The organism is Desulfurobacterium atlanticum (assembly GCF_900188395.1).
In the GTDB taxonomy this organism is placed as follows: Bacteria; Aquificota; Aquificia; order Desulfurobacteriales; family Desulfurobacteriaceae; genus Desulfurobacterium_A; species Desulfurobacterium_A atlanticum.
Genome location: NZ_FZOB01000006.1, coordinates 86,512 through 99,061, shown reverse-complemented (window position 1 = coordinate 99,061; position 12,550 = coordinate 86,512). Strand labels below are relative to the sequence as shown.

The window sequence follows — 12,550 nt, the reverse complement described above, 5'->3', positions numbered from 1 at the left end:
CGTGGTATAGGTTTATATTTAGCTGCATGGTTGTCCTCCTGGTAGTGGTTTTGGTTTTCTGAAAATTTGAATGTTTAGTGCTCTTAATATTTTAACTACCAGGTGGGCAGCCTTTTTCCTTTGGTGTGGGTGGGGAGTATGTGTATACCTATGCAGGTTTTTGATAACTAAAAATCTTGAAAAAGATGTATTTATTGATAAGCTTACGCTTCTTTATAATCGTCACTCTTTCCAAAATGAAGTTAAAAGAAGAATCTGGATTTCAAGAAAAGATGGGGTTCCGGTTTCAATACTAATTATAGATATAGATTTTTTCAAAAAGGTTAATGACACTTTTGGTCATATAAAAGGTGATGAGGTTTTGTCTAAAGTTGCACATATTATAAAGAGCCAGATAAGAGGAAAGGATTTAGCTTTTAGATTTGGAGGAGAGGAATTTATAGTTGTTCTTCCTGGAGTGGGGAAAGATGAAGCTTTAACTGTAGCTGAAAGAATAAGAAAAGCAGTTGAAGATACTGAGTTTGGTATTGGAAAAAAAATAACAGTTAGTTGCGGGATAGCCGAATATTCTCCTGGTGAAACGTTGGAACAGCTTATTGATAGAGCCGATAAAGCGCTTTATGAAGCTAAAAACAGTGGACGAAACAGATGTGTAGTGGCAGAAGATAATTGAAGTGGTACCGGGGCACACATGCCCCGGTAAAAGTTCTATTTTGTGAAGTTCTGAACAGGCATTTCATCTCTTGGAAGTTTCTTAAGCTCTTTTCCTTTAGCAGAAAGTTTCTTGATATAATCAATGAAGGTTTCAGCATATCCAAAATATGTATCTATTCCACCTCTTTCTTTTAGAACCTTCCCAAATGTTTTATACCCATCTTTTCCGTGTGCTATATAACTGTTTGTAACTACTATGTAGTATCTGTTCGGGTCTATCGGATGCCAGATCTTTGTTTTTCTGTCCATTATTTCAAGATTGGAAATTCTTTTTCCGCAAGGTTTTGAAAGGTCAACATCGTATCTTATTCCGTAAGCGTAAGGGAAAGAGCCTGTAGAGCCTCCTTTATCCATAAAGTTTGAGATAGCATCTTCAAGAACCTGTTTGATTTCAGAGCCTTTCATCTTTAACACATACAGGGTGTTGCTGAAAGGAAGGAGTTTATAGACTTCTCCGATGGTTATAGGTCCGTCATCTATAGCTGTTCTTACACCGCCGGCATTTTGGATGGCAACATCTGCATTCTTAATCTTTTCATAGAAGGCTTTTGCAACTATCGGAGCTATTTCGCTTCCATGTTTTGAAAGAACACTTACTCCATCTTTTTTATCTCCTGGAATTCTGTTGTGACCGAGAAACTCAGCGGCAAATCCTATAACCTGCCTTTTAAGAGTCTCCACTTTTTCAGAATAGCTATTTAATATTTTTTCAGCTTCAGGGTCAGGTTTTACTATTTCAAGTTTTCCGTTGCTGTTTGCAATTATCTCCTCTATTTCGGCTTTTTCTGAACCTTTAAGCTTTACTTTTTTTCCGTTAACCTTTCTTTTGAACTCATCTCCTAAAAGAATGGTGGTTACTCCATTACATTCTATTACATTTCCTTTACTGTCAAAGTCAACTTTAAGTTTTCCTACTGCATATCCGTACTGCCATGCAGAAGTAACGCATACTTTCTGACCATCTGCTCCTTTTACTATTTGGGGATATTTATTAAATTGACTTTTTATTCCATAAGCTGTGTAATTTCCAAGTAGTGAGTGAGAGTCACCGTCTATTATCACATCAACTCCCGGAACTTCTTTTGCAAGTTTAAGGTCATTTTCCATTCCGAAGTGGCTTAAGATAACGATTTTGTTAACTCCAAGATCTGAGAGCTCTTTTACATACTTTTTTGCAGTTTCAATTTCATCAAGAAATTCTATGTCATTACCTGGATTTGAAGACATTTTGGTTTTTTGGGCATAACCTATTCCAATAATACCAATTTTTTCTCCATTTCTTTCAATTATTCTGTAAGGAGTCCAGTAATATTCAAGAATACTCCCTTTTTTAGGAATTATGTTTGCACTGACGATTGGAAAATTTATTCTATCAAGGAAATGTTTTAACCCTTTATCTCCGTCATCAAATTCATGGTTTCCGATTGTTGCTGCGTCCCAGTTAACAAGGTTTAGAAGGTCTGCTGTTGCATTTCCTCTAAATAGGACATAATAAAGGGTCCCTACTATCATGTCTCCTGCGTTTAGTGTAACCGGGTTGGAAGAAGTTTTTTGCAGTTCCTTTATTTTTGCTATTGCACGGTTAAGCTCTCCAATTGTTACGTAGGTCTTTTTCCCGTTGAAATACAGTTTTGTTTTTGAGCCTGAAAGGTGGGAATGGATGTCGTTCATGTGAATGAATGTAATGGTTGTTTTTTTCTCTACTTCAGGAGTTGTTTTAACAGCTTGTTTTCCACATCCTGAAAAAGCGATGCTGAAGATAAGCAAAGGTGTACTAACTTTGATTTTTCTGTTCATATTTTATCCTCCAAGTTGTTCTGTTTTGTAATCTTAGAGAGTAAATGTTAAAGATGTGTTAAGGTTGTGTTTGTTGGTGCTAACATTAAAGGAGTGTTAGCTGTTTATCTATACTTAGTGTAAAATAAGGGATTGAATTTACTGGAATGGAGGTAAACGTTGCCGAAAAGAACGGATATAAAAAGGATAATGATAGTAGGCTCTGGTCCTATTGTTATTGGTCAAGCAGCAGAATTTGATTATTCAGGAACTCAGGCCTGTAAAGCTTTAAAAGAGGAAGGGTATGAAGTTGTTCTTGTTAACTCCAATCCTGCAACAATAATGACAGATCCAGATATTTCTGATAGAACATATATAGAGCCTTTAACAGTTGAGACGCTTGAAAAGATAATAAAAAAAGAGCGTCCTGATGCTCTTTTGCCTACAGTTGGTGGACAGACAGCACTGAATCTTGCAGTTGCGTTGCAAGATGCTGGTATTCTTGATAAGTACGGAGTTGAACTGATAGGTGCAAATGTTGATGCTATAAAAAAGGCGGAAGATAGAGAGCTTTTTAAAGAGGCGATGAAAAAAATAGGTCTTGATGTTCCAAGAAGTGGACTTGCAAGGTCAATGGAAGAAGCGATGGAAGTTCTTGAAAATGTGGGACTTCCAGCTATTATCCGTCCTGCCTTTACTCTTGGTGGTGAAGGAGGCGGTGTTGCGTACAATGTGGAAGAGTATAAGGAGATTGTTAGAAAAGGTCTTGATGCAAGTCCGATTTCTGAAGTTCTTATTGAGGAATCTGTTCTTGGATGGAAAGAGTTTGAGCTTGAGGTTATGAGGGATTTAAATGATAATGTTGTTATCATCTGTTCTATAGAAAATATTGATCCTATGGGGGTTCACACCGGTGAGTCTATTACCGTTGCTCCAGCTCAAACTTTAACGGATAAAGAATATCAGATTTTAAGAGATTGGGCTATTAAGGTTATAAGAGAAATTGGTGTTGAAACAGGTGGCTCAAATGTTCAGTTTGCTGTTAATCCAGAAACAGGGAGAATAATTGTTATTGAGATGAATCCAAGAGTTTCCCGTTCTTCCGCTCTTGCTTCAAAAGCTACCGGTTTTCCGATAGCAAAGATAGCTGCAAAACTTGCAGTTGGATATACTCTTGATGAACTTCCGAATGATATTACGAAAAAAACTCCTGCTTCTTTTGAACCAGCTATCGATTATTGTGTTGTTAAATTTCCAAGATGGGCTTTTGAAAAGTTTCCTGAAGCTGATCCAGTGCTTACAACCTCTATGAAATCTGTTGGTGAGGTTATGGCAATTGGAAGAACGTTTAAAGAAGCATTTCTAAAAGCTATTCGTTCTCTTGAGGTAGGAAGATATGGGTTGTTTATGAAAGGAGCTGAAAATATCACAGACTCCGAGCTTGAATCAAAAATAGCTGTTCCAACTCCAGATAGAATGTGGTATGTTGCAGAAGGATTTAGAAGAGGAAAGTCCATTGATGAAATTTATGAATTGAGCAAGATAGACAGGTGGTTTTTACATAACATAAAGCAGATTGTTGACCTTGAAAAAGAGCTTGGAAAATATACGATAGAAACTGTTCCATCTGACCTTTTAAAGTTAGCCAAAAAGTGGGGATTTTCAGACAGATATATTGCAGAAGTCTGGAACGTTTCTGAAAAAGATGTAAGGGAAAAGAGAAAGCAGGTAGCTCCTGTTCTTTATAAAACTGTTGATACATGTGCGGGGGAATTTGAGGCTTATACTCCTTACTATTATTCAACTTATGACGGTATAGAGTGTGAGGCTTCTCCTTCAGATAATAAAAAGGTTGCAGTTTTTGGTTCTGGTCCCAACAGAATAGGACAAGGAGTTGAGTTTGACTACTGCTGTGTTCACTCTGTATGGGCGTTGAGAGAGCTTGGATATGAAGCTCACATGGTTAACTGTAATCCGGAAACTGTATCCACAGACTATGATACTTCGGATAAACTATTTTTTGACCCTTTAACCCTTGAGGATGCTTTAAACATTGTAAGAAAGGAAAATCATGAAGGAGTTATTGTTCAGTTTGGTGGCCAGACACCTTTAAAGCTTGCCGTTCCACTTGAAAAAGAGGGAGTTAGAATACTTGGAACAAGTTCAGAGAGTATTGATATAGCAGAGGATAGAGAAAAATTTAGAGAACTTTTAACAAGGCTTGGTTTAAAGCAACCTCCATCCGGGATCGCTTACTCTCTTGAGGGAGCTGAAAAAATAGCTGAAGAAATAGGTTTCCCGGTTCTTATGAGACCTTCTTATGTTCTTGGTGGAAGGGCTATGAGAATTGTTGATAATATGGATGAATTACGAAGCTATATGAGTGAGGCTGTTGAGGTTTCTGAAGATAAACCGGTTCTTATCGATAAATTTCTTGAAGATGCAGTTGAGTTTGATGTTGATGCAGTAGCTGACGGGGAAACGGTTGTTATAGGTGGAGTTATGGAACATATTGAGGAAGCGGGAATTCACTCCGGGGATAGTGCATGTGTATTTCCAACATTTTCTGTTTCTTCAGAAGTTGTAGAGAAAATTAAGGAAATAACACGAAAACTTGCACTTGAACTTAAAGTTAAGGGACTAATCAATATTCAGTTTGCTGTAAAGGACGGAGAAATATATATTATTGAAGTTAATCCAAGAGCTTCAAGAACAGTTCCTTTTATAAGCAAAGCTACAGGTATTCCTCTTGCAAAGGTTGCTACAAAAATTGCTCTTGGAAAGACCTTAAAAGAACTTGGTGTAAAAGAGGTGGAACCTTCCTATTATTCTGTTAAAGAAGCTGTGTTTCCGTTTAACAGATTTCCAAAAGTTGATCCTGTTCTTTCTCCCGAAATGAAATCCACAGGTGAGGTTATGGGAATAGATGAAGATTTAGGTATCGCTTTTTATAAAGCTCAACTTGCTGCTGGTTCAAGACTACCTATTGATCCTGCCAGAGGAAAAGTGTTTGTAAGTGTTAAGGATAAAGATAAACCTAAAGTAGTTGATATTGTAAAAGCTCTTGTGGATATGGGGTTTGAGATAGTTTCTACAGAAGGCACCTATAAGTTCCTTAAAGAGAAGGGTATTCCTGTTTCTCTTGTTTATAAAATTCAGGAGGGTAGAAGACCCAATATAGCTGACATGATTAAAAACAACCAAATCGCCCTGATTATAAATACTCCAACCGGGACAAAATCTAAAAAAGATGCTTTAAGTATCAGGCGACTTGCTGTTAATTTTAAGATTCCTTACTATACAACTATAAGAGGTGCTCAGGCTGCTGTTAAGGCTATAGAGTCTGTAAAAAAGAAAGGGTTTGATGTGAAATCACTTCAAGATTATTATCGTTCACTTTAGTTTTTGGGGAGGGTTTTCCTCCTCTACTTCAACTTTTTCAACAAAAAGTTGAGCTTTTATAAGGTAAATTGGCAGAAATGAGAGTAGTTCTTTAATTTTCTCCTCTTTTACTTTTTTAATCCTGTTTTTTGAAATGTTCCTTTTTCCTGTGTCATAAATAGAAATATTTACAAAGCGCAGATTTCCATACTGTTGGTTATCTTTTGTTAATGATGCAAATATTTCCGTAATTACTTTTAGCTCCTTACCATCTATCTTAAAGTTGACAGCTGCTTTAAGATTTAGTGTTATGTTTTCTGGAATTTCATTATCAATACATGCTGTTGGGTCTAAAAAAACTTCCTGCATCGGCCAGAAACTTTTAATCTCTTTCATTTTTATTCCCCAGCAAGAATAAGATTCTTTCTATTTTGTCAATAGATGAGGCTATCCATACTTTAATTTCTATCTCTTTTTCACTTCCAGAATCTACTGCCCATCTGTAGTTTCTAAAGATACTGTGAAAAAGGTCGTAGATTACTTTCTTGTTTGAAATCTCTTTTTCCAGATTTTTTAAACGGATTTTTAGTTTTTCCAATTTTTGCAAATTTTCTGGGGATAAAAAGGTCTCTGCAAAGGCTTTGTTTGAAACCTTATCTTTATTTAGAGCCATAATCTCTTTTGTGGCTATATTTATAAATTCATCAAGTAGCTGTTGGGCAGTTTTGCCAAATATGGGTTGCATTTTTGCGGCGGTTTTTACTTTTAGCTTTATTTTTCTCATAATGGAAGAATTATACATCAGAGGAGGCGTTATGCGGTTAAATAGATTTCTTTCTTATGCAGGATTTGGTGCGAGAAGAAAGGTGGAAGAGCTTATAAGACAGGGAAGAGTTACAGTTAATGATGAGGAAATAAAATCCTTAGGTATTGATATAGACCCTAAAAAAGATGTTGTAAAGGTTGATGGAGAAAGGGTCAGATTACCTAAAAAATTTGTTTACCTTATCTTTAATAAACCTCAGGGTGTTTTGACTACGATGGAAAAAGTTCCCGGAGACAGGAGAGTAGCTGTTAGAGATTACTTTAAAAAGTATCCTGTAAGGGTTTTTCCAGTTGGAAGACTTGATTACAACACAGAAGGTTTGCTTTTAATGACAAACGATGGGGAGCTTGCAGACAGACTTATGCACCCGAAGTATCATGTTCCGAAAACTTACATAGCCAAAGTAAAGGGTAAAGTGACACCCGCTGAAATAGAGAGGATGAGAAAAGGTGCGAAACTTGAGGATGGGTTTATAAAGCCTATTTCCATAAAGTATCTTAAGCCCAGTAGAACTGGAAAAAACACGTATCTTGAGATAACCATTGATGTTGGCAGAAACAGGATTGTGAGAAGATTTTTTGATAGGTTTAAGCATCCTGTTCTTAAACTTAAAAGGGTTTCAATAGGTCCTCTAAAGCTTGGCAATTTACCGAAGGGTTATTTTAGGGAGCTTACAAAAGAAGAGGTTGATGCTTTAAAGAAAGCGGCTGGATTGAAGTAAAAAGGGGGGATATTCCCCCTTTTTTATAGGTTTGGTTTTGAAGGATATACTTTTACTGGCTTTATGTATTCATCTGTATACTGCTTTGAGTTGTAAACATTCAACTGTTCAAATAAAAATCTAAACTTTTCTTCCAGAGCCTTGAGTATATTTTCTTTAACATCTGAAGGTAGATTCCAGAATTTCTCTTTAAATGGTCCAAAACCTTTCTTTCTTGTTTTGTAAATAAACTGTTTTTCAGTCCATCCCTCTTTCCATTCATTTCTGAAATTTTCCTTCAGGTATGTGTATATCTCTTGTTTAAACTCTTCAGGAAGATGGTCATAAATTATGTTCTGGAAACCTGTTGCAAGATGAATTTCGGAGGTTTTTACTTCTGGAAACTTATGGAAAAGTTCATCGGGAAGTGTTGATGCTCCATGCTGAACTGCTCCTGACATACTGTATTTTTTTCTTGCAACTTCTCCTATTGCTTTAAGAACGGAAAAATCAAGCTTAACTTCTGCAACTCTGCCATCAGGAAGAGGCACTCCTCCATGTTCTGTTCCTGTTTGAACGCTTATCTTACTTATGTAAGGAATCTCTTCACCATACTCTTTTAGTGTTTTAAGGTAACCTTCCATAAACGCTTCAAACTCTTCTGGAGTTGAATTTTTTCCTCCTATATGACCTATTTCGCCTCCTACAGATACTGTAATTCCTTCAGGCTCTATTTCTCTTATAAAAGCTGTCATTTTTGCAGTGTTTATGTAGTTGTGGTATTGCTGTTTTTCAAGGGTTGGTTTTGAGTAATCTACAAGAGTGGAAGGATCAATATCTATGTTGTAAAATCCGGCTTCTATTGCTTCTTTTGTCAGTTCTTTTATAGCATTCAGCTCTTTTTCAGGATCTTCAAAATAGTTCTTTGCTTTAAACTGGAAGTGATCTCCTTGAATAAATACAGGTCCTTTATATCCTTCTTTTACAGCTGCTGCAAGGGCGCATACAGTGTATTCTTCAGGTCTCTGGAATGTGTATCCTATTTCAGATTTTGCTATTTCAAGGATAAAGGCGGTCATCTTTTCTTCAACTGCTATTTTGAATATCTGTCTCATTACATCGTAGGTCATTCCCCTTATGTTCATTGCTGGGACGGTGAACCACCTGTCTATTTTCTCCTTTCCCATTCCTTCCATATAAAGGTCATGAATAGAAGAAGGAACAGCATCAAGTTCAAGAGCTATTGTCTTTATAAGCCATCTGCTGTAACCTTTTTCCTTTTCGTTTCCAAAAACAGCTGTGTAGATAAGTTTGTCAATAAGTTTTTCTCTCACTTTCTTTTCATCTAAAATTTCAACGCTATTTTCAGTTTCTCTAATTATTCCTTCCATTTCTTTTCTAATCTCTTCCATTGCTAAGGGTTTCATCTTTTCCTCCTTTTGAGAAGTCTTTTGTTTAGGGTATTTTAATACATGTTGGTATAATTATGTGAACCAATTTTATAAATGTATCTGTATAAATACAGAAATTTAAGGAGAGAATTTATGTTTGAAATTAAACCTGCAGGAGCTTTGAAAGGAGTTTTAAGAGTTCCGTCTGATAAGTCTATTTCTCACAGAGCTATTATGCTGGGTTCTTTAAATAAAGGTTTGATTAAAGTTAAGAATTTTCTTCGTTCTGAAGATTGTATGAACACTTTAAAAGCTTTTAGAATGCTTGGTGTTGATATTGAGGATGATGGAGAAATTATCACTATAAAAGGGAAGGGAAAGTTTTTAAAAGAACCTTTTGATATTATTGACCTTGGGAACTCAGGAACATCTATAAGATTAATTTCAGGTATTTTATCCGGGCAGAATTTCTATTCTGTTTTAACAGGAGATAAGTATCTTAGAAAAAGACCTATGGACAGGATTGCCATTCCGCTAAGAAGGATGGGTGCTACAATTTACGGAAGGGAAAATGGTAAATATCCGCCCCTTACAATTGTCGGTAAATATCCTCTTTCAGGGATATTTTATGAAAGTCCTAAAGCAAGCGCTCAGGTAAAGTCTGCCATTTTGCTTGCAGGACTTTTTACCGATGAACCGGTTTCTGTTATAGAACCTTCAAAAAGTAGAGACCATACAGAGAAAATGTTGGAAGCTTTTGGTGTGGACGTTGAAATAGACGGTCTTAAAGTGTCTCTTGGGAAAAATAGGGAACTTGAAGCAGATATGGAGATTGATGTTCCTGCAGATATCTCTTCTGCTGCGTTTTTTATGGTTGCTGCTGCTGTTGTTCCAGGTTCAGAGCTGGTTTTAAAGGATGTGATTTTAAATCCTACAAGGACGGGGATTTTGGATGTAATGAAACGTATGGGGGTTAAGTTTTCGGTGGAGAATGAGAGAGAGGTTTCTGGGGAATGGATAGGAGATATAAAAGTTGTTTACTCTGAAAATTTGAAGGGGGTTACAATTGAAGGGGATATAATCCCAAGGCTTATAGATGAGATTCCTGTGATAGCTGTTCTTGCTACCCAGGCTGAAGGAGAGACTGTGATAAAAGATGCTTCAGAACTGAGGGTTAAAGAAAGTGATAGGATAAAAACAGTTGTTTCAAATCTAAAAAATATAGGTGCTGAAGTTGAAGAATTGGAAGATGGGATGGTTATAAAAGGGAAAACGAAACTTAAAGGTGGTAAGGTTTCTTCTTTTGGTGACCATAGAATTGCTATGTCTTTTATGATTGCTAGACTTATAAGTGAAAACGGCGTAATAGTAGATGATATTGAATGCATAAACACTTCATATCCTGAATTTATTGAAAATTTAAAAAAAGTATTGGCTTGACATAATATATAAAGTTTTATTATAGTTCTGCATATAGGGTTATATATTAGGAAAATAAATAATTTTTATAAATGCATATGGGGAAAGGTATGCTGAATTTTGATAGCTTTATAGGTGTTTTTACCGGAAGAAAGTCTCTTTATACAGGGGTTGATATAGGAACTTCATCAGTTAAAGTTTGCAGGTTGAAAGAAGGTAAAGGTTCCTATCATATTGTAAGTTTTGGGAAAAGGGAATATGGCGAATCTTTTATAGTTGGTACTGAAATTATAGATTTTGTTTCACTCTCTTCCTTAATTAAAGAAACTGTTGAGTCAGTAGCTCCAGATTCTAAAAATGTAGCTTTGCATATTCCCCTTGCTTTGTGTTTTTATACCGTAATAAGTGCTTCTCCATCAGAGAATCCAGAAGATGTTGCACTAGAGCATATACAGGGTATTCTTTCAGAAGAAGATATAGGTAAAGTAGTTGTTAAATATAAAGTTTTGCCCGTGTCTATAACAAAAGAAAATATTGATATAGCTATTGCTGCTGTTAAAAGGGACATTCTTGAAGAGTATGTTGCTTTAGCTGATAGTGCAGGACTTGCAGTTCAGGTTATAGATATTGAACCTGCTGCTCTTAATAATCAGTTCTATCTCAACTATCCAGATAAAGTGATAGATCCTGTTTGTCTTGTTGACATAGGAGCCACTTTTACAAAAATTGTTATAAGTTTCGGGGGATTTCCCTATTTAACTCGCAATATAGAGATGGGTAGTAATAGTATAACGGAACAACTTCAAAAGGAATATTTGATAAGCTACGAAGAAGCGGAACGCTTGAAATTGGGGGAGAATCTTGATTCTGTCTCTTATGAGAAAGCGTTTGAAGAAGTTATTTCTAAGATAATAAAGAAGATAGCTACAGAAACTATCTGGGCAATAGATAATTTTAAGGACAGGTTTGAACAAAATGTAGAGGAAATTTTTGTGTATGGTGGAGGTTCAAAACAGAAAAATCTTATTTCTTTAATGAAAGATTGTACAAATAAAAATATTGAGATAGGGAAACCTTTTTATTTTGATGGTAAAGATAACAATCAAGAATACGCAATATCTTGTGGTTTAAGTTTAAGATATAAGGGTGATGAAAATGCTAAGATTTAACTTTTTAGAAAGAGAAGAAACATTTATAGAAAAGCTGCTTAAACCTGACATAATTTTAGCTGTTTTGCTTCTTTTTATCACCTTTGGAGGTTTGTTCTGGTATACAGGACAGTTGAAAAGTAAAGAGAGATTTCTAAAACAGGAGATAATCCGTCTTGATAGAGAACTTGCAAGATTAAAGAAAATTCAAGCAGAAGAGAAAAAATTGATAAAAGTGAGGGAGACTCTGAAGGAAAAGCTTAATGTGATTTCTAAGCTTGATAAAGAGAGACAGGTTCCGTCTTTTATATACTTTTTTGCAGATAGGAAAAACATTCCGTATGGGGTGTGGTTGGAAAATTTAAAACAGGATGGAAAAAAGATTTATATAGCGGGGAATGCTTACAATTTGAAGCTTGTATCTCAATTCCTTAAAAATGTTGAAGAGAAGATAGGAGAGGTGAAATTTAAAAAGACCTCTTATGAGGAGTATAAATCAAAAGAGACGGGAGCAACCTATAAATATTATCACTTTTCCTTTACTGTGGAGATGAAATAATGGCTTTTGAAGGATTGATTGATGACTTAAAAGAAAGATGGGCTGAGATTCCAAAATGGCAAAAATGGATAGGATATTTAATTCTACTTTTTGTAGTTGCGTTTGTTTATAAAATGAACGTTATAGATCCAATCAATCAAAAGATAGCTATACTTTCCAATCAGGTAAATCGGAAAAAGGCAAGAGTTGCAAAATTAAAACTGGTTGAGAAAAGGCGGGATATTCTTAAAAAGGAGATATCAAAGCTTGAAGAAGAAATTTCGAAATTGGAAGCGAAATTGCCAACAGGTAAAGAGGATGTAAGCAATATTATAAAATCGGTTGCTCAAGATACAGGAACTATTCGTATAGATCTTATCCAAAGAGGCAGAGAAGAGACTAAAAAATACTATACTAAAATCGGATACAGTGTAGTTATGAGCACTCGTTATCCAAATTTTATTAAGTGGTGTGAGCATATTGTTTCAGCGAAAAGGGTGCTTACCATTGGAGATTTAAGCATGGTTGCTCTTGACCCTGTGAAGAAAAAGGTTGAAGAGAGAACAGATGATAAAACTGTTAAGAAAGAAGTTTATCTGTATCCTTATACAGTCCAGGTAAATATGCAGATTAATGCATATATGTTAAAGAGGTAAT

Annotated in this window: 11 protein-coding genes; 7 read left to right on the top strand and 4 right to left on the bottom strand. The window is 35.7% G+C overall.

Annotation, left to right across the window (positions count from 1 at the left end; genetic code table 11):
* Positions 1-160: 160 nt before the first annotated feature.
* The gene (locus CHB58_RS05600) at positions 161-673 is read left to right on the top strand and encodes a GGDEF domain-containing protein (RefSeq protein WP_219350084.1); all 513 of its coding nucleotides are present in this window, start codon (positions 161-163) and stop codon (positions 671-673) included.
* A gap of 35 nt (positions 674-708) precedes the next feature.
* Here CHB58_RS05600 and nadN read toward each other — a convergent pair whose 3' ends face one another.
* Positions 709-2,511, bottom strand: a complete 1,803-nt coding sequence (gene nadN / locus CHB58_RS05595) for an NAD nucleotidase (protein WP_089323124.1) — start codon at positions 2,509-2,511, stop codon at positions 709-711.
* Between the two features lie 159 nt (positions 2,512-2,670).
* Here nadN and carB point away from each other — a divergent pair, with 159 nt between their 5' ends.
* Positions 2,671-5,892 (top strand): carbamoyl-phosphate synthase large subunit, encoded by a 3,222-nt coding sequence (gene carB, locus CHB58_RS05590; protein WP_089323123.1) that lies wholly within the window; start codon positions 2,671-2,673, stop codon positions 5,890-5,892.
* On the opposite strand, the gene CHB58_RS05585 is transcribed toward carB, so the two are convergent.
* Together CHB58_RS05585 and CHB58_RS05580 are read right to left on the bottom strand one after the other, a co-directional pair.
* Positions 5,884-6,267, bottom strand: coding sequence for a hypothetical protein (locus CHB58_RS05585; RefSeq protein ID WP_089323122.1), 384 nt, complete (start codon positions 6,265-6,267; stop codon positions 5,884-5,886). The two genes, carB and CHB58_RS05585, sit on opposite strands and share 9 nt — an antisense overlap.
* Positions 6,254-6,655 carry a hypothetical protein gene (locus CHB58_RS05580; protein ID WP_143341002.1) on the bottom strand — a complete coding sequence of 134 codons (402 nt, stop codon included), beginning with the start codon at positions 6,653-6,655 and terminating at the stop codon, positions 6,254-6,256. The genes CHB58_RS05585 and CHB58_RS05580 overlap by 14 nt, the downstream gene beginning before the upstream one ends.
* Positions 6,656-6,686: 31 nt before the next feature.
* Here CHB58_RS05580 and CHB58_RS05575 point away from each other — a divergent pair, with 31 nt between their 5' ends.
* Positions 6,687-7,418, top strand: a complete 732-nt coding sequence (locus CHB58_RS05575) for a pseudouridine synthase (protein WP_089323120.1) — start codon at positions 6,687-6,689, stop codon at positions 7,416-7,418.
* Positions 7,419-7,441: 23 nt separating this feature from the next.
* Here the strand turns inward: CHB58_RS05575 and CHB58_RS05570 are convergent, their stop codons facing one another.
* Entirely contained in the window at positions 7,442-8,809 is a 1,368-nt protein-coding gene (locus CHB58_RS05570; RefSeq protein WP_425478096.1) for a class II fructose-bisphosphate aldolase, read from the bottom strand.
* A 132-nt stretch (positions 8,810-8,941) separates the two neighbouring features.
* On the opposite strand from CHB58_RS05570, the gene aroA reads away from it, so the two are divergent.
* The 4 genes from aroA to CHB58_RS05550 all read left to right on the top strand — a co-directional run bounded on the left by aroA (position 8,942) and on the right by CHB58_RS05550 (position 12,549).
* Complete coding sequence (gene aroA / locus CHB58_RS05565) at positions 8,942-10,228, top strand: 3-phosphoshikimate 1-carboxyvinyltransferase (protein ID WP_089323118.1); 1,287 nt, start codon at positions 8,942-8,944, stop codon at positions 10,226-10,228.
* 89 nt (positions 10,229-10,317) lie between these two features.
* Complete coding sequence (gene pilM / locus CHB58_RS05560; protein ID WP_089323117.1) at positions 10,318-11,376, top strand: pilus assembly protein PilM; 1,059 nt, start codon at positions 10,318-10,320, stop codon at positions 11,374-11,376.
* On the top strand, positions 11,363-11,914 hold the full coding sequence (locus CHB58_RS05555) for a PilN domain-containing protein (protein WP_219350083.1): 552 nt from the start codon (positions 11,363-11,365) through the stop codon (positions 11,912-11,914). The genes pilM and CHB58_RS05555 overlap by 14 nt, the downstream gene beginning before the upstream one ends.
* Positions 11,914-12,549, top strand: a complete 636-nt coding sequence (locus CHB58_RS05550; RefSeq protein ID WP_089323115.1) for a type IV pilus inner membrane component PilO — start codon at positions 11,914-11,916, stop codon at positions 12,547-12,549. Before CHB58_RS05555 ends, CHB58_RS05550 begins: the two co-directional genes overlap by 1 nt.
* The last annotated feature ends 1 nt before the right edge of the window (position 12,550 follow it).

Coding starts and splice junctions, on each gene's coding strand:
- nadN (WP_089323124.1), bottom strand. CDS start 2,511: ATGAACAGAAAAATCAAAGTTAGTACACCTTTGCTTATCTTCAGCATC.
- CHB58_RS05585 (WP_089323122.1), bottom strand. CDS start 6,267: ATGAAAGAGATTAAAAGTTTCTGGCCGATGCAGGAAGTTTTTTTAGAC.
- CHB58_RS05580 (WP_143341002.1), bottom strand. CDS start 6,655: ATGAGAAAAATAAAGCTAAAAGTAAAAACCGCCGCAAAAATGCAACCC.
- CHB58_RS05575 (WP_089323120.1), top strand. CDS start 6,687: ATGCGGTTAAATAGATTTCTTTCTTATGCAGGATTTGGTGCGAGAAGA.
- CHB58_RS05570 (WP_425478096.1), bottom strand. CDS start 8,809: ATGGAAGAGATTAGAAAAGAAATGGAAGGAATAATTAGAGAAACTGAA.
- aroA (WP_089323118.1), top strand. CDS start 8,942: ATGTTTGAAATTAAACCTGCAGGAGCTTTGAAAGGAGTTTTAAGAGTT.
- pilM (WP_089323117.1), top strand. CDS start 10,318: ATGCTGAATTTTGATAGCTTTATAGGTGTTTTTACCGGAAGAAAGTCT.
- CHB58_RS05555 (WP_219350083.1), top strand. CDS start 11,363: ATGCTAAGATTTAACTTTTTAGAAAGAGAAGAAACATTTATAGAAAAG.
- CHB58_RS05550 (WP_089323115.1), top strand. CDS start 11,914: ATGGCTTTTGAAGGATTGATTGATGACTTAAAAGAAAGATGGGCTGAG.